Source organism: Fictibacillus macauensis ZFHKF-1, from assembly GCF_000269865.1.
GTDB lineage: Bacteria > Bacillota > Bacilli > Bacillales > Fictibacillaceae > Fictibacillus_C > Fictibacillus_C macauensis.
Window position 1 is genome coordinate 1 of the sequence record NZ_AKKV01000044.1, and the last position, 15,878, is coordinate 15,878.

The 15,878-nt window shown below is 40.9% G+C and carries 16 protein-coding genes, 1 tRNA gene, 1 other RNA gene and 1 other annotated feature; of the genes, 5 read left to right on the forward strand and 13 right to left on the reverse strand.

All coding sequences use genetic code 11. The features are described from left to right. Nucleotides 1–211: 211 nt before the first annotated feature. The 7 genes from A374_RS18560 to tadA form a co-directional block, all read right to left on the reverse strand. Entirely contained in the window at nucleotides 212–475 is a 264-nt protein-coding gene (locus tag A374_RS18560; RefSeq protein WP_007203789.1) for a pro-sigmaK processing inhibitor BofA family protein, read from the reverse strand. Between the two features lie 68 nt (nucleotides 476–543). After that, nucleotides 544–768, reverse strand: coding sequence for a YaaL family protein (locus tag A374_RS18565; RefSeq protein ID WP_007203790.1), 225 nt, complete (start codon nucleotides 766–768; stop codon nucleotides 544–546). Between the two features lie 19 nt (nucleotides 769–787). After that, nucleotides 788–1,384, reverse strand: coding sequence for a recombination mediator RecR (gene recR / locus A374_RS18570; protein WP_007203791.1), 597 nt, complete (start codon nucleotides 1,382–1,384; stop codon nucleotides 788–790). Between the two features lie 10 nt (nucleotides 1,385–1,394). After that, on the reverse strand, nucleotides 1,395–1,718 hold the full coding sequence (locus A374_RS18575; protein ID WP_040340750.1) for a YbaB/EbfC family nucleoid-associated protein: 324 nt from the start codon (nucleotides 1,716–1,718) through the stop codon (nucleotides 1,395–1,397). Between the two features lie 21 nt (nucleotides 1,719–1,739). Next, nucleotides 1,740–3,422, reverse strand: a complete 1,683-nt coding sequence (dnaX, locus tag A374_RS18580) for a DNA polymerase III subunit gamma/tau (RefSeq protein ID WP_007203793.1) — start codon at nucleotides 3,420–3,422, stop codon at nucleotides 1,740–1,742. 101 nt (nucleotides 3,423–3,523) lie between these two features. Then, an RNA gene (gene ffs / locus A374_RS20290) (signal recognition particle sRNA large type) lies at nucleotides 3,524–3,788 on the reverse strand. Between the two features lie 665 nt (nucleotides 3,789–4,453). Beyond that, nucleotides 4,454–4,960, reverse strand: coding sequence for a tRNA adenosine(34) deaminase TadA (tadA, locus tag A374_RS18590; RefSeq protein ID WP_007203795.1), 507 nt, complete (start codon nucleotides 4,958–4,960; stop codon nucleotides 4,454–4,456). 88 nt (nucleotides 4,961–5,048) lie between these two features. Here tadA and A374_RS18595 point away from each other — a divergent pair, with 88 nt between their 5' ends. The 4 genes from A374_RS18595 (at nucleotide 5,049) to ddlA (ending at nucleotide 8,264) form a co-directional block, all read left to right on the forward strand. After that, nucleotides 5,049–5,651: a cysteine hydrolase family protein gene (locus tag A374_RS18595; RefSeq protein ID WP_007203796.1), complete on the forward strand. Its 603-nt coding sequence runs from the start codon at nucleotides 5,049–5,051 to the stop codon at nucleotides 5,649–5,651. Between the two features lie 102 nt (nucleotides 5,652–5,753). Continuing rightward, complete coding sequence (locus A374_RS18600; protein WP_007203797.1) at nucleotides 5,754–6,395, forward strand: deoxynucleoside kinase; 642 nt, start codon at nucleotides 5,754–5,756, stop codon at nucleotides 6,393–6,395. Continuing rightward, nucleotides 6,392–7,060 (forward strand): deoxynucleoside kinase, encoded by a 669-nt coding sequence (locus tag A374_RS18605; RefSeq protein WP_007203798.1) that lies wholly within the window; start codon nucleotides 6,392–6,394, stop codon nucleotides 7,058–7,060. The genes A374_RS18600 and A374_RS18605 overlap by 4 nt, the downstream gene beginning before the upstream one ends. Nucleotides 7,061–7,166: 106 nt before the next feature. Further along, nucleotides 7,167–8,264 (forward strand): D-alanine--D-alanine ligase, encoded by a 1,098-nt coding sequence (gene ddlA, locus A374_RS18610; RefSeq protein ID WP_007203799.1) that lies wholly within the window; start codon nucleotides 7,167–7,169, stop codon nucleotides 8,262–8,264. A gap of 96 nt (nucleotides 8,265–8,360) precedes the next feature. On the opposite strand, the gene A374_RS18615 is transcribed toward ddlA, so the two are convergent. The 6 genes from A374_RS18615 to guaB form a co-directional block, all read right to left on the reverse strand. After that, nucleotides 8,361–8,453: transfer RNA gene (locus tag A374_RS18615), tRNA-Ser, on the reverse strand. 142 nt (nucleotides 8,454–8,595) lie between these two features. Then, nucleotides 8,596–9,873: a serine--tRNA ligase gene (gene serS, locus A374_RS18620; protein ID WP_007203800.1), complete on the reverse strand. Its 1,278-nt coding sequence runs from the start codon at nucleotides 9,871–9,873 to the stop codon at nucleotides 8,596–8,598. 70 nt (nucleotides 9,874–9,943) lie between these two features. Further along, nucleotides 9,944–10,157: a binding site (T-box leader), on the reverse strand. Between the two features lie 38 nt (nucleotides 10,158–10,195). Further along, nucleotides 10,196–10,780, reverse strand: coding sequence for a pyridoxal 5'-phosphate synthase glutaminase subunit PdxT (gene pdxT / locus A374_RS18625; protein WP_007203801.1), 585 nt, complete (start codon nucleotides 10,778–10,780; stop codon nucleotides 10,196–10,198). A 19-nt stretch (nucleotides 10,781–10,799) separates the two neighbouring features. After that, nucleotides 10,800–11,684, reverse strand: a complete 885-nt coding sequence (gene pdxS, locus A374_RS18630; RefSeq protein ID WP_007203802.1) for a pyridoxal 5'-phosphate synthase lyase subunit PdxS — start codon at nucleotides 11,682–11,684, stop codon at nucleotides 10,800–10,802. Between the two features lie 158 nt (nucleotides 11,685–11,842). Beyond that, nucleotides 11,843–13,186, reverse strand: a complete 1,344-nt coding sequence (locus tag A374_RS18635) for a serine hydrolase (protein WP_007203803.1) — start codon at nucleotides 13,184–13,186, stop codon at nucleotides 11,843–11,845. Between the two features lie 106 nt (nucleotides 13,187–13,292). Then, nucleotides 13,293–14,750 (reverse strand): IMP dehydrogenase, encoded by a 1,458-nt coding sequence (gene guaB, locus A374_RS18640; protein ID WP_007203804.1) that lies wholly within the window; start codon nucleotides 14,748–14,750, stop codon nucleotides 13,293–13,295. A 130-nt stretch (nucleotides 14,751–14,880) separates the two neighbouring features. Between guaB and A374_RS18645 the strand changes: the two genes are divergently transcribed. Then, entirely contained in the window at nucleotides 14,881–15,843 is a 963-nt protein-coding gene (locus A374_RS18645) for a YaaC family protein (RefSeq protein ID WP_007203805.1), read from the forward strand. The last annotated feature ends 35 nt before the right edge of the window (nucleotides 15,844–15,878 follow it).

The following is a 15,878-nucleotide window of genomic DNA, read 5'->3' on the forward strand; positions in this document are numbered from 1 at the left end:
TCTTGTTGGCGACTCAATTAGTATAACATGCTAGCAACCTTTCAGTCAACAACTTTTTTTAAGTTATTTTCGTCGTGCTTGCTTTTGAAACAAGCTAACGAAGCAGCTCAATAAATATACCATCTCCTGCATTTGTTGGCAAGGCTTTTTTCAAAAAAACTTTCAAAAACAAAAGAAAGCCCTTTTTAAGAGCTTCCTAGATTGTGATCTTCTATAGAATAAAGTATTGAATCGCAGCGAGCGAAGCAATGCCCGGCAAGCCAAGAATCCCTGAAACAGAAACGGTAGCTACATTAATAGGAACATGCACATGAAATGAACTCCCTGCTGTATTTAAAAAGAACAACAATACCGCTCCTATGGCCATTCGAATAAGCAGACGGCCTGTTAAACGCACGGGCTTTAATGGGGCACCAATGAATAAGAACAAAAGTAAAACACTTCCTGCAATTGCAAGCATCGTTACTGGCTGCATTGCCATCACCTCTTTACAAACGTTTTACTTTCAATGTATGAGGCTGTCCAAAAAAAAGAACAGGAAGACTATAAAAGCCTTCCTGTTGTCACTTTTCGTTTCTTTGCTTCTTTTAATAAGAATAAGTACTTTGCTTGAGCTAGGTTTAATTCAAACATTACTTGCTCAGAAGGCTCCATACTTCTTTCGACTAAGTTCTTTTGGTAAATCCAAACGTCTTTAACACGTTGTAGCGTTTCAATCAATTCTTGATCCCCGGCTTTTCGTAGACGTTTTTTTCGGGAGTTAAACATAAAAGCGTGACTCCTTTATCTATATTTCACGTCTTCCTTCTAATGCTTTAGACAACGTAACTTCATCTGCGTACTCTAAATCTCCACCTACTGGTAACCCATGAGCAATTCTCGTAACCTTAATACCGGTTGGCTTTAAAAGACGAGCAATATACATCGCTGTCGCCTCTCCTTCAATATTAGGATCGGTCGCTAAAATGATTTCTTGCACAGTATCATCAGCAAGACGTTGTAATAGCTCCGCAATCTTAATATCTTCAGGTCCTACGCCTTCAATAGGAGAAATCGAGCCGTGCAGTACGTGATACATTCCTTGATAATCTTTCATTTTTTCCATTGCGATCACATCCTTCGAGTCATGTACAACACAAATGGTCGTACGGTCTCGGCTAGAATTATCACAGATCATACAAGGATCACGATCGGTTATATGGAAACAAGTCGAACAATAAATTAAATTCCGCTTAGCATTTACAAGGGCACGACCGAAGTCTAGTACGTCATCCTCGCGCATGTCTAATACGAAAAATGCCAGCCGGACCGCTGTTTTTGGTCCTATGCCTGGCAATTTCATAAAGCTGTCAATCAGCTTTGATATCGGTTCTGGGTAATGCATGCTGTGCCCCCTAGAATAATCCCGGAATGTTTAAGCCTTTAGTGAATTTACCCATATCTTTATTTACTAGCTCATCCACGTTTTTAAGTGCTTCGTTTGTAGCTGTTAAAACTAGATCCTGAAGCATTTCAATATCTTCTGGATCAACGACTTCTTCTTTAATGTTTACTTCAAGAATTTCTTTATGACCATTAGCGATCACTGTAACCATTCCGCCACCTGCAGTACCTTCTAGGCGTTTGTCTTTTAATTCCTCTTGTGCTTTCGCCATATCTTTTTGCATTTTTTGCATTTGCTTCATCATATTATTCATATTTCCTCCGCCACGCATCATATCTCTATTCCTCCTAATAATTTATTCTTTTATTTCAAGTAAATCTTCTCCAAACAGCTTTTTCGCCTCAGCAATTAAAGGATCTTCCTCTTCTTGTTTAGGCGTCCCTTCATTTCGCTGTTGCTCTTGAATGAATTGTTGCTTAATCACATTCCATTCTGGCTGCAGGATTGTAAGCATTGTCAATGACTTCCCTATTGTACTATAAATGACACCTTCTACACAGCTTCGAATATTGTCAGATGACGCCATTTGGCTATGAATTTCATGCTGAAAAGAAAGAAGAACATCTTGTTGTGAGCAAGCAACTGGCTCCGCACCAGATAACAAGGCGTAAACACTTACTTTTTCTTGCTTAATGCGCTCCATAATTGCGCCCCAATTATTTTTCACTTGAAGAAGCTCTTGCTTTGAAGCTTTCTTTAGCATTTCTTTCACACGACCTGGGCTTGTCCCGCTCCCTTTACCCGCTGAGCGAAAACTACGCTTTTCCGGTTGAGGAGATGCTTCTTGTTCAGTCGTAGCGCTTAAACGAATTCCTTTTTCTTTTAGTTCTTTTAGCTCTCGTTCAAGCTTATCAACTTTTTGTACAAGTTCCGAATTGCTTTCTTGCCCAGAACGCTCTTGTTGACAAACATTTAACAGGCATAGTTCTAAAAAAATCTTCGGATGGTTCGTCCATTTCATGTCTTGCTGCGCTTTGTTTAACTGCTCAATGATTTGATAAATGGCTTCTGAATCAATCTGCTCAGCTAATGCTTGGAATGCTTCATCTACTTTTACCCGATCTAAGATTTCTTCCAAATTAGGAGCTGTTTTATACAGAAGCATATCGCGATAATAGTAAATAAGATCTGTAATAAAGCGAACTGGATCTTTTCCTTCCGCTAGTAGCTGTCCTGCGGTATGAAGTGCTTTCGCCACATCTTTTTCTTGAAAAGCCTGTGCTACTTTTGATAGAAACCCTTGTGACACAGCTCCCGTTACTGCTAACACATCATCAATCGTTACTTCATTTTCACTATAAGAGATCGCTTGATCAAGCAAGCTTAAAGCATCCCGCATGCCACCTTCTGCTGCACGGGCCAACAATTCCAAAGCTGCGTCATCTGGTAGAATCTCGCTGCTATTTAAAATGGTTTTCATTCGTTCGACAATCGCTTGACTTGAAATGCGTTTAAAATCAAAGCGTTGACAACGAGAAACAATGGTTAATGGAATTTTATGTGGTTCTGTTGTTGCTAGAATGAAAATAACATGAGGAGGTGGTTCTTCTAATGTTTTGAGTAGTGCGTTAAATGCACCCGTAGACAGCATGTGCACTTCATCAATGATGTATACCTTTGATCGTACCGTCGAAGGCGCAAACTTCACTTTATCGCGAATGTCACGAATGTCATCAACACCAGTATTGCTGGCAGCATCGATTTCTAATACATCCGAAATAGAGCCATTTGTAATACCGCGGCAATTGTCGCATTCATTACATGGTTCTTTCGTTGGTGCCTTTTCACAGTTGACGGCTTTGGCAATAATCTTGGCCGCTGTCGTTTTTCCTGTTCCACGAGGTCCAGAAAATAAGTAAGCATGCGATAGCTTATCTTGGACTAATGCATTTTGAATGGTTGTTGTAATATGTTCTTGGCCGACCACATCTTGAAATGACTGTGGGCGCCAAACTCGGTAAAGCGCCTGATAGCTCATCGCGCCCTCCTTATAATCTAATGGTTTATAGTTACTATTATACTGAAAATAAACAAAAAACTCACCCGTTATGAGTGAGTACTTGTAATTATATTAAAATGCCGCGCACCTTTCTTTGGAATAGCCTACCTACGCGTACGCAAGCAGTTAGCTCGATCTAGGCTGCCCCACGGCACACGAAGATGACCACTTACTGCTGCTTCCTTCCGGACCTGACAGGGTTCATGGGTCCTCGTTGCGCAGGACCTAAATGTCAACACCACTTACTTACGTCAGACCATACGTAGAACTAACCTAGGAAAGGAATTCAGCCTCGCTACAGCGGATTGCGAGTACAGGGCACCGCTACCTCCCCGCCTAGCGCGACAAAGTGTATAACGTTGTTAGTGCACATACAAATGTGCAAAATTAAGTATACAACGGAACAGTGGAAAAATCAACCCAGTACTTGGGACACCATACTCCCTCTAGTTGTGGCGAATTCTGGGGCTATTGTTCGTGAATTGGAGGCTATTACGCGCGAATCGGCCGGGTCTGCGCGCGAATTGAAGGCTCTGGAGCATTTCATTCTTTTCACGATCATTGAAGACCTTTTACACTATTTCTTCTCATTTTTGAGTGCATTTACACAATGATCTCTTCTCTTTTTCATCTTCGCATACGTTGTTGAGAGCGTTTTGTCCCCGCGCGAATCACTTTTTTACACTTATTAAAGACATTTCTAACTATTTTCATTCGACTTTTTGGCGTAATCGAGGACTTGGCTGCTGATTTGCTCTCTTTTTCATCCCTCTTGCTTGCTCTGAGAGGCAATTTGCCTTGTCTGCGCGCGAATCGAGAGCTCCTGCGCGCGAACGGATCAGGTCTGCGCGCGAATTGAGGGGTCTTGCGCGCGAACGAACCGGGTCTGCGCGCGAATCGAGTACTCCTGCGCGCAAACGAACCGGGTCTGCGTACTTCACTTATTTTATGATGATCAAAGAGCTTGCATCTTATTTCGGTTCATTCGATGGCTAAGCCATTTTTATATGTTAAGGCTGTTTATCTCCCAGCCTCTGTTTTCTCTTTTCTTTATTACGCTGGCGAAGCGTGCGAAAGAAAGTAGAAAGCATGGCACTGCACTCCTCTTTCCGAACTCCCGTTGTAACGTCACACACATGGTTAAAGCGTTCTTCTTCCAATAAATTCATTAAAGAGCCTGCACAGCCTGCTTTTGGATCATGTGCACCAAAAACGACGCGATCTACTCTTGAAAGAACAATGGCGCCAGCACACATTGCACATGGCTCTAATGTGACGTACAACGTACTTCCCGACAGTCGCCATGCCCCCGTTTTTTTACAAGCTTGATCAATCGCTAATAATTCAGCATGCGCAATGGCACGATGCTCACTTTCCCGTAAATTATAGGCCGCCGCCACTACTTCATCATCGATGACAAGAACGGCACCAATTGGAACCTCTCCAATCGCTTCGGCTTTACGTGCTTCCGCAATGGCTAATGACATATAATACTCATCTTTTGGATGAGAACTCATTTTCTTTCACTCCATCTCTATTTTCTGTGATTATACAAAAGGTTTTGCCAATAATAAAGAAGGATTAACTTTTAAAGGAGTGTACGCTATGCCAAGTTCACCGCCATTATCGTCTGTTGCCTTACTTATTATTGACGTGATCAATGATTTTGATTTTAAAGAGGGCCATTTGTTGTTGCAACAGGCAACACCTATTGCAAAAAACATCGCCTCATTGAAAAAGGAGGCAAAGAAAGCGTCTATACCTGTTATCTATGTAAACGATAATTTCGGGCGCTGGCAATCAGATCAAACGAAACTAAGTGATTATTGCTTACAGCAAAAAGGTGCGCCGTTTGTAAAACAAGTACTGCCCGATGAGGACGATTACTTCATTATAAAACCAATGCATTCTGCTTTTTTTGCTACGCCTCTTTCTTTCTTACTTCATAAAATGCAGGTAACCACTTTAATGATTTGCGGACTTGCCGGCAATATATGCGTCTTATTTTCAGCGAATGATGCATTTATGCGCGACTATCGTTTGTTCGTACCGCGTGATTGTTGTGCTTCTAACATACCAGAAGATAACGAGCGCGCCTTACTTGTAATGAACCATACATTGAAGGCTACCATAGACCTAAGCGAGCATCTTCATCTCCCGCATATGATTCAACAAGCACAAACCAACCCTAAAGGTCCAATTCTGTAACGAGAACCGCTTAAATTCTTCTACTCCCTCCGCCCTTCATATGCTACAATGTTTTTTAGTCTGTTATTTTTTGTGTATTAGAATTTAGGGAGGAACCGCAGCATGACTTCTACCCCTTTTATTGCAGTTGAAGGGCCCATTGGTGTTGGTAAAACATCATTAGCAAAAGCCATCTCAGAGCATTATACATGTAAGCTATTAAAAGAGATTGTGGAAGAAAACCCATTTCTCGGGAAATTTTACGATAACATTGAGGAATGGAGTTTCCAAACGGAAATGTTCTTCTTGTGTAATCGCTATAAACAGTTAGAAGATATTCAAAAGGATTATTTATCTCAAAATATTCCAGTTGTTTCTGATTATCATATTTTCAAAAATCGGATTTTTGCAGGTCGAACTTTAACCGGCAGTCACTATGATAAATACATGCAGATTTTTGATATTTTAACGAAAGATATGCCTGTACCAAATATGATTATCTACTTAAATGCGAGTTTAGATACGTTATTAAAACGAATTGAGCTCCGCGGTCGAAACATCGAAAAGCAAATTGATCCCGCCTATTTATCACAACTTGCTGCTGATTATGAAGCATTCATGGTTGCTTTTCAAAAAGAACACCCAGAGATTCCTGTCTTAACCTTTAATGGCGATGAACTTGATTTTGTTTCTCAACCGAAAGATAAAGAACGAATTTTCCAAGCCATTGAAGCGGTGTTACAAAAAGGAGAGCTTGCCCGATGAACTTAGCACAAAAATACAACATCCCTAAAGATGCTATTATTACGATTGCTGGAACAGTAGGTGCTGGGAAATCCACAATGACTCAAGCGCTAGCACAAGCCTTGAACTTCAGAACATCGATGGAGAAAGTAGATAATAACCCCTATTTAGATAAATTCTATAAAGACTTTAGTCGCTGGAGTTTTCATTTGCAAATCTTCTTCTTAGCAGAGCGCTTTAAAGAACAAAAACGTATGTTTGAATTTGGAGGGGGCTTTATTCAAGACCGCTCGATTTACGAAGATACAAGCATTTTTGCCAAAATGCATTATGATAAAGGTACAATGTCTGAGGTTGACTATAAGACGTATACGGAACTTTTTGAAGCGATGGTCATGACACCATACTTCCCGCATCCTGATGTGCTCATCCATCTTGATGGACCACTAGATAGTATTTTAGACCGAATTAAACAGCGTGGGCGCCCGATGGAACAAGACACACCGAGTGAATATTGGACGGAGATGTATGAGCGTTATGAACAATGGATTTCTCATTTTCATTTCTCGCCTGTATTGCGCTTGAATATTAATGATTACGATTTAGTCAATGATCCAGACTGCATTGAACAAATCGTTGCCAAAATCGCGCAAAAAATTGAATTAAAACGAGAATTATCTCGCTAATCTTTTCCCGCTCATACAGCGGGATTTTTTTTATGAAAAGAGACCGGCTCCAAGTGAATGAAAGTAATGTATACTAATGGAAAGCACGGCAGAGGAGAGTGATTGTATGCAAAAACGACGAGTAGGTCTTATATTCGGTGGAAAATCTGCGGAACATGAAGTTTCATTACAGTCTGCAAAAAATGTCCTAGAAGCGATTGATCATACTAAGTATGAAGTTGTTTTAATTGGTATTGATAAAGGTGGACATTGGCACATCAATGATGCTGCTGATTTTTTACTACATGAAAACGATCCAAAGCATATTGCCTTAAAGAAAACGGCAGAGGGCATTCAACTCTTGCCAGGTGAACAAAAATATCAGTTACAAAGTACGAATACAGCGAATCTTCTCGATCAATTACACGTTGTTTTCCCCCTTGTTCATGGAACGCTTGGAGAAGACGGTAGCATGCAAGGCATGCTACGTATGGCGAACCTTCCCTTCGTCGGCTCAAGTGTACTAGGATCGGCAGTATGTATGGATAAAGATATTGCGAAACGCTTGCTAAGAGATGCAGGCTTAGCAGTCGCCAATTGGCGCACCTATACACGGGCAACAAGACACACCATCTCTTTTCAAACGCTAAAAGAAGAACTGGGCTTACCGTTCTTTATTAAACCAGCTAATCAAGGTTCATCTGTTGGTGTGAGTAAAGTGGAAAGTGAACAAACATTTGCAGCCGCTATTGATGAAGCTTTCCGCTATGATCATAAAGTTCTGATTGAGGAAGCCGTGGTGGGAAGAGAAATTGAATGTGCTGTCCTTGGTAATGAACAGCCAAAGGCCTCTATTCTTGGTGAGATTATTGCAAATGGTTCTTTCTATTCGTATGATGCGAAATATATTGATGAAACAGGGGCCACGCTCCAAATTCCTGCCGATCTTTCTGAGGAAGTAACAGCTCAGGCGCAAATCGCTGCAATCGCCGCTTTTACAGCTTTAAATTGTGAGGGCTTTGCCCGCGTTGACTTTTTCTTAACACCTCAACATAAACTTATTATTAACGAGGTGAATACGATCCCTGGCTTTACGAAAATTAGTATGTACCCTAAGCTTTGGGAACATAGCGGTCTAGCATATTCCGACTTAATTGATTCGTTACTACAACTTGCCATTGAACGTCATCAACAAGAAGCATTCTTACATGATCTACAATCATAAGAAAAAAGGTCCGAGTTCTCTCCTAAGAGCTCGGACCTTTCTACTATAGAGAATAAAAAAAGCACTCACCATGACGTGAGTGCTGTTCATTATGTATGGAGGAGGTAGAGGGATTCGAACCCCCGCGGGTTGTTACACCCCTGTCGGTTTTCAAGACCGATCCCTTCAGCCAGACTTGGGTATACCTCCGTGTTCTTACTGACAAGAATTATATTATCATGTTAGAAATAAAGTGTCAACGGTATTTTATTATTTTTTCATCGTTGTGTGCTTATTTATTTCTATAAAAAAGAGACCTCATCGCTAGGATGAGATCTCTTTACACTAGTACTTATTTCGTAATGCGCTCTTTATTCCCCATGTATGGACGAAGCACTTCTGGAATGATAATAGAACCATCTTCTTGTTGATAGTTTTCTAGGATGGCTGCCACCGTACGACCAATTGCTAGGGCAGATCCATTTAATGTGTGTACAAACTCTGGCTTCCCTTTTGCTTCACGACGGAAGCGAATTTGCGCACGACGTGCTTGGAAGTCTTCAAAGTTAGAGCAAGAAGAGATTTCACGATACGTACCGTAGCTTGGAAGCCATACTTCGATGTCATATTTCTTCGCTGCTGTAAAGCCAAGGTCTGCTGTACACATGCTCATGACACGATACGGTAATTGTAGCATTTGGAGAATTTTTTCTGCATGACCTACTAGCTTCTCAAGTTCTTCATAAGAATCTTCTGGTTTAACAAAACGAACAAGCTCTACTTTATTAAACTGATGCTGACGAATTAATCCGCGTGTATCGCGACCAGCAGAACCCGCTTCAGAACGGAAACAAGCACTATACGCAACATAAGCTTTCGGAAGATCTTCAGCTGTTAGAATTTCTTGACGATGCATATTCGTTACAGGAACTTCAGCCGTTGGAATGAGGAAGTAGTCTTCTTCACGGATTTTAAATGCATCTTCTTCAAATTTAGGAAGTTGCCCTGTGCCTGTCATGCTATCGCGATTTACCATGTATGGAGGCAGCACTTCTGTATAGTCATGCTGATCTTCATGATAATCCATCATCAAGTTGATGAGCGCTCGCTCTAAACGTGCACCTGCTCCTTTATAAAAAGCAAAGCGACTTCCCGTTACTTTTGCAGCGCGTTCAAAGTCAACGATATCTAACTCAGTTGCCAAGTCCCAATGCGGTTTCACTTCATGCGTAAATTCACGAACGTCTCCCCAATGACGAACAGGTACATTATCATCTTCTGTTTCGCCTACAGGAACACTTTCATGCGGTAAGTTCGGCAAAGTAAGCATAATGCCATGCAGTTCTTCTTCTACCGTACGAAGCTCATCGTCGATTTCCTTAATACGATCGCCCACTTCTCTCATTTCAACAATGAGGTGATCTGCGTCTTTTTTCTCACGTTTAAATTCGGCAACTTGCTTAGATACCTCATTACGTTTTGATTTTAACGTTTCCGTTTCACCAATCAGAACACGACGACGCTCATCAAGGGATACGAAACGATCCAACCCACTTAGCTCTTCTCCACGTTTGCTTAACTTTTCTTTGACTTCTTCAAAATTCGCACGAACATATTTTAAATCTAACATCTTATTTCCTCCCTCTCATTCATCCACGTTACGTTTAAACAATAAAAAAACTCCCGTTCCTTATCGTTAAATAAGGGACGAGAGTTACCCGCGTTGCCACCCTAGTTGCAGAAAAATCTGCCGCTCTAGCATTGATAACGGACAATGGTAGCCGGACATGCCTACATATGAGTTCAGCATCTCACTCTAGGATGGATTCACAACGGGCTTTGATCGGTTTACACCAGCCACCGACTCTCTATACAAAGCACTCACTTGCTACTAATTCCTATCAACGATTTACGTATTGTGGTTTTATAGTAATGTACAACAACTTCCGATTTTATGCAACTACCTTTTTCGTATTTTCCACCATTTGGACAAAATACTGATGTAAACGGTGATCATCCGTTAATTCTGGATGAAAGGCAGCGCACAAGAAATGACCTTCTTGTGCCGCAACAACGCGGTCATTATGCACGGATAGTACCGTAACAGCTTCGCCGATTTCAGCAATATAAGGCGCGCGAATGAATACACCATTCACGTCTTCGCCTACACCTTCAATGTGCAGTTCTGCTTCAAAACTATCTACTTGGCGACCAAACGCATTTCGCTCAACCTTCATATCCATTAAGCCAAGATGTGCTCCATCTTGTCCGACGATTTCTTTCGCCATAAGAATAAGGCCTGCACACGTACCGAATACCGGCTTATCCTTGGCAAATGCGCGCAGTGGCTCTAGAAATGCGTAGCGATCAATTAAACGTCGCATCGCTGTGCTTTCGCCACCAGGAATAATTAGGCCGTCAAGATCAGCTAACTCTTCCACACGCTTTACACTGACTGCTTCGGCACCGCTTTTCTCAAGCGCTAGTATATGCTCTCTTACAGCGCCCTGTAGCGCTAATACTCCGATTTTCACCATGATGTGTTAACGTCCTTTCTTACCAGCCGCGCTCCTGCATACGATCACCAGGTAGCAACGTAGAAATGTCGATACCTTTCATCGCTGTGCCAAGTCCCTTAGAGAGTTCTGCGATTAATTTATAATCTTGGTAGTGCGTTGTTGCTTCCACAATAGCACGAGCAAATTTCTCAGGATTTTCTGATTTAAAGATCCCAGAACCAACAAATACTCCATCAGCACCTAGTTCCATCATTAGCGCTGCATCAGCTGGTGTCGCAACACCACCTGCGGCAAAGTTAACGACTGGAAGCTTGCCAGTCTCTTTAATTTGTAGAAGAACTTCATAAGGCGCCCCAAGGTTTTTCGCTTCAGTCATGAGCTCATCTGTGCTCATAGAAACAACTTTGCGAATTTGCCCTTGAATCATGCGCATATGACGAACTGCTTCAACGATATTGCCCGTCCCAGGCTCACCTTTCGTACGAAGCATAGACGCCCCTTCACCAATACGGCGACTTGCTTCTCCTAAATCACGTGCACCACATACGAATGGTACGGTAAAATCTCGTTTATTTAAATGAAATACTTCATCCGCTGGAGTTAGTACTTCACTTTCGTCTAAATAGTCAACACCCATTGCTTCAAGGACACGCGCTTCAACAATGTGACCAATACGCGCCTTTGCCATAACAGGGATACTTACGGCATTCAGTACTTCCTCTACGATCGTAGGATCTGCCATACGTGCTACTCCACCAGCTGCACGAATATCTGCTGGTACACGTTCTAGTGCCATAACGGCTACAGCGCCAGCTGCCTCAGCGATTTTCGCTTGTTCTGCATTTATAACATCCATAATAACGCCGCCCTTTTGCATTTCTGCCATGCCGCGTTTTACTCGATCTGTACCTGTTTTCAACATGCTTACATATCCCCCTGATAGTTTTATTCTCAAAGTTATGAGTTGAACATCGTTCTCATTTATTTTAGCGTAAAACCTATGAAACCGCTATCCTTATTGAAAACTTGCCAAAATCTATAAAAAAAAGAACCTCCTTATCGAGATTCTTTTCTTTCGTATTAAAACCAGCCTTTAACCGTACTTGTGATTGAATCCCAAGCATTGCTAAAGAAATGGCCGATGCTTCTCATCATAAGAACAAACCAGTTAGCTTCGTCGACAGCTTCAGTTGTTACAACCGGTGTTTGTCCTTTTCCTGAACCATCTTTTTCTAAGTAGCCAGGATCTTCACCGCTACCTGTATATTTCATTTGAATATGACCAACTACTTCTCCTTTTTTCAATGGAGCTTTTAAGTTGCCATCTTCATCTAAATGCTTCTTATCCATTACAAAAACAGGTTTGTAATGTGATTTTTCACCTTTTTTCACTAGAACAGAAACCGGTTCTTTCGTAGCAATGCCAACTTCCGTCTCGCTACCTTTCGCTACAGATAACGTCTTTTTATCTTTTAACTGATAGCCTTTCGGTAACAGCGTTTGTTTCGTGAAATTCGTGAAACCATAATCCATTAGCTTTTTCGTTTCACCAAAACGACCTTTGTAGCTTTTCGTTTTCATGATCACGGAAAGTAAACGTGTATCGCCACGCTTAGCCGTTCCAGCAAATGAGTAGCCCGCATTATTGGTTGTTCCTGTTTTTAGACCATCCATCCCTTTATAACCATATACAAGTGATGGCAGCATCCAATTCCAGTTTTGCATTTTAATTTGATCTTTCGTCCCTTTTCGGAACCATTTAACAGGAATTTTTGCTGTATCTAATACTTCTGGATAATCGGTAATTAAACGATAAGCCAGGGTTGCAACCCCTTTAGCTGTCATTTCATTTTCGTCTTTTTTGCCACCTGTTTCTTCAAATCCTTGAAGGTCTTCATTGTTTAAACCAGAGCTATTAACGAACTTTGCGTTTTTAATGCCTAGCTCTTTCGCTTTCTTATTCATAACTTTAACGAATTTGCCTTCGGAACCATCACCTAGCAATTCAGCTAGTGCAATTGTTGCTCCATTTGCTGAGTAAATAGCCATCGCTTCGTAAAGCTCTTTAACTGTATATTTATAATCAATGCGTAGTGGGACATTTGATAACTGACGGTTTTGCGAAATTTTATAAGCATAATCACTAATTGTTACTTTTTGATCCCATTGAATCTTACCTTTTTTAATTGCTTCGTTTACCAAGTATTCTGTCATCATTTTAGACATACTGGCAGGAGGCAATACTTGATCGGCTTTCTTAGCAAATAAGATTTTGCCTGTATCCCCATCTACGAGAATGGCTGAAGCTGCATTGGTTTTCACATCTGCTGCATGAGCGATTCCTGAAGAGCCAATTACACTTGCTGAAAGCATTGAAGCAGTTACTGCTGTTAATGTAATTCCTTTTAGTTTGTTGCCGAACAACGTGCACACCTCCATACATTTTACACAAACGTAATTGTACCATACAGATAAATAAAAAAATAGGCAGGGAAAGAGTCCCTGCCTACATTTCTTAAAAAGTTCATATTTATACAGAATAGTTTGGAGCTTCTTTCGTAATTTGTACTTGATGTGGATGACTTTCGCGTAATCCAGCTCCTGTAATACGGACAAATTGTGTTCGTTCTTGAAGCTCTTCAAGCGTTGGTGTTCCACAGTAACCCATTCCAGAACGAATGCCTCCAAGCAGTTGGAAGATCGTATCTGCTAATGGCCCTTTGTAAGGTACGCGCCCTTCAATACCTTCTGGAACGAGCTTTTGATTATTTTCTTGGAAATAACGATCGCGACTTCCTTGTTCCATCGCACCAATTGAGCCCATGCCTCGGTACACTTTAAATTGACGGCCTTGATAAATTTCACGCTCTCCTGGGCTTTCGCTCACACCAGCGAGCATGCTACCTAACATAACGGCATTTCCACCTGTTGCTAAAGCTTTTACAATATCACCAGAATATTTAATTCCACCATCTGCAATGATTGGAATGCCATGTTTACGTGCTTCTGTTGCACAATCATATATCGCTGTAATTTGTGGTACACCCACACCAGCAACAACACGCGTTGTACAAATAGAACCAGGTCCAATCCCAACTTTAACGACGCTAGCACCTGCTTCAATCAAGTCTTTCGTTGCTTGAGCTGTAGCTACATTACCCGCAATAATCGTTAATTCTGGGTATTGCTCACGTACTTCTTTCACCTTATTCAATACACCAGCCGAATGACCATGAGCCGTATCAATAACAATCACATCTACACCAGCTTCAACAAGCTTCTCTATACGAAGCATAGCATCTTTCGTCACGCCAACAGCTGCACCAACTAAGAGACGACCTTGCGCATCTTTAGCAGAGTTCGGGAATTCAATAACTTTTTCGATATCTTTAATGGTAATAAGCCCTTGAAGGATGCCTTCATCATTTACGAGGGGGAGTTTTTCAATTTTATGTTTTTGTAAAATCAGCTCTGCTTCTTTTAACGTCGTTCCAACAGGAGCTGTTACAAGATTGTCTTTCGTCATTACATCAGAGATCAAAATAGAGTAATCTTCAATAAAACGAAGATCACGGTTCGTTAAAATGCCAACTAACTTTTTCTCATCGTCGACAATAGGTACACCGCTAATACGGTATTTCCCCATTAGATGCTCGGCATCAAATACTTGATGATCTGGTTTTAAATAGAATGGGTCGGTAATAACACCACTCTCAGAGCGTTTCACGCGGTCAACGTTCTCTGCTTGTTGCTCAATCGACATATTCTTATGAATAATACCTAGTCCGCCTTGACGGGCCATTCCAATCGCCATTTCTGCCTCTGTAACAGTATCCATCCCTGCACTAATGATTGGAATATTTAATTGAACATGGTCAGATAAACGGGTCTTTAATGATACCTCATTCGGTAAAACTGATGATTTTGCCGGTACTAAAAGGACATCATCAAATGTTAAGCCTTCTTTTTGAAACTTACTTTCCCACATATGTTACTCCACCCTTCTTCTTATGTTTTCCTGAAAAATATTATTTGTAGATTAACAACTGGATAAACTACTGTCAAGGAAGGAACAATAAGTCTAATTTTTCAAACAAATGTTATGGAGGCTGCGCTAAATGATTGCTTCAAATCCTTGGGAATTATACTACAGCTTTTTCTCGTCAAGTAAGGCGCAATCCTACTTATATCGTTGTTATGAACGTGCCGGAATCGAACAAGCTGAAAGCAAAAGCTATCAAAATTGTTATCCTTTTATATACTTTATCGAGCATGGTAAGAAATACTATGATCTTGCTTCCATTTCACCAGCTGAAATTCAACCAGTTCTCCTTTTCTACGGTATGATTCAGCTTATTAAGGCTTGTGTACTAACAACAGATCCTGATTATCCTGAAAACAGCTCTGTTCTTGCCCACGGACTAACTACCCGTAAACGAAAAAAAAAATGTTATGAATTTCTTCACGACGAAGTAAAAGTACAGCGCAATGGTCTCTTCAATCATTTCTCTTACCAGTTGTTTCATGTGAAACATACAGAAGGAGAGAAGTTTAAAATGCTTTCTCTATTGCAGTACATTCCCGAACTCCAAAACCGGCTTCAAGAAATTCAGCAGAAACAACAACTTCTTCAAGTGATTCAAGATCAACATGATTGGCATATTCCATCTTGTATTCTTACGACGTTACATATGAATACGGAGCGTTTTCTAACGTATATCAATCAAGGATCTTCGAGCTCTTTTCAGTTAAAAAACGAAACGAAATCACATATTGTACTCTCTACCTCCTCCATACTAACACCTTTTTCGAGCCAACCGTTTATATGGAGTTCTGATAATACGTATTATATATCACGCAGTCGTCCTGAAGAGTCGTTCTATGGGGCGTTAAACGAACCGATGATTCACTATAGCATTCTTTATAATTTAAGTATGCTTTGTCGCTATGAAACGGAGTGGTGGAGTGATATTTTTCATTCTTATACGACGAATGATTTACCTTTTATTTTATCTTTTCTCCAAACTACACAGCGTAAGATCCCTGAATGGTTCGGTCGTTATTTATTATCATTAACATAAAGAAAAAAGCACCGCTGGATGTCTCCAACAGTGCT

Coding starts and splice junctions, on each gene's coding strand:
- A374_RS18560 (WP_007203789.1), bottom strand. CDS start 475: ATGCAGCCAGTAACGATGCTTGCAATTGCAGGAAGTGTTTTACTTTTG.
- A374_RS18565 (WP_007203790.1), bottom strand. CDS start 768: ATGTTTAACTCCCGAAAAAAACGTCTACGAAAAGCCGGGGATCAAGAA.
- recR (WP_007203791.1), bottom strand. CDS start 1,384: ATGCATTACCCAGAACCGATATCAAAGCTGATTGACAGCTTTATGAAA.
- A374_RS18575 (WP_040340750.1), bottom strand. CDS start 1,718: ATGATGCGTGGCGGAGGAAATATGAATAATATGATGAAGCAAATGCAA.
- dnaX (WP_007203793.1), bottom strand. CDS start 3,422: ATGAGCTATCAGGCGCTTTACCGAGTTTGGCGCCCACAGTCATTTCAA.
- tadA (WP_007203795.1), bottom strand. CDS start 4,960: ATGAGTTCTCATCCAAAAGATGAGTATTATATGTCATTAGCCATTGCG.
- A374_RS18595 (WP_007203796.1), top strand. CDS start 5,049: ATGCCAAGTTCACCGCCATTATCGTCTGTTGCCTTACTTATTATTGAC.
- A374_RS18600 (WP_007203797.1), top strand. CDS start 5,754: ATGACTTCTACCCCTTTTATTGCAGTTGAAGGGCCCATTGGTGTTGGT.
- A374_RS18605 (WP_007203798.1), top strand. CDS start 6,392: ATGAACTTAGCACAAAAATACAACATCCCTAAAGATGCTATTATTACG.
- ddlA (WP_007203799.1), top strand. CDS start 7,167: ATGCAAAAACGACGAGTAGGTCTTATATTCGGTGGAAAATCTGCGGAA.
- serS (WP_007203800.1), bottom strand. CDS start 9,873: ATGTTAGATTTAAAATATGTTCGTGCGAATTTTGAAGAAGTCAAAGAA.
- pdxT (WP_007203801.1), bottom strand. CDS start 10,780: ATGGTGAAAATCGGAGTATTAGCGCTACAGGGCGCTGTAAGAGAGCAT.
- pdxS (WP_007203802.1), bottom strand. CDS start 11,684: ATGTTGAAAACAGGTACAGATCGAGTAAAACGCGGCATGGCAGAAATG.
- guaB (WP_007203804.1), bottom strand. CDS start 14,750: ATGTGGGAAAGTAAGTTTCAAAAAGAAGGCTTAACATTTGATGATGTC.
- A374_RS18645 (WP_007203805.1), top strand. CDS start 14,881: ATGATTGCTTCAAATCCTTGGGAATTATACTACAGCTTTTTCTCGTCA.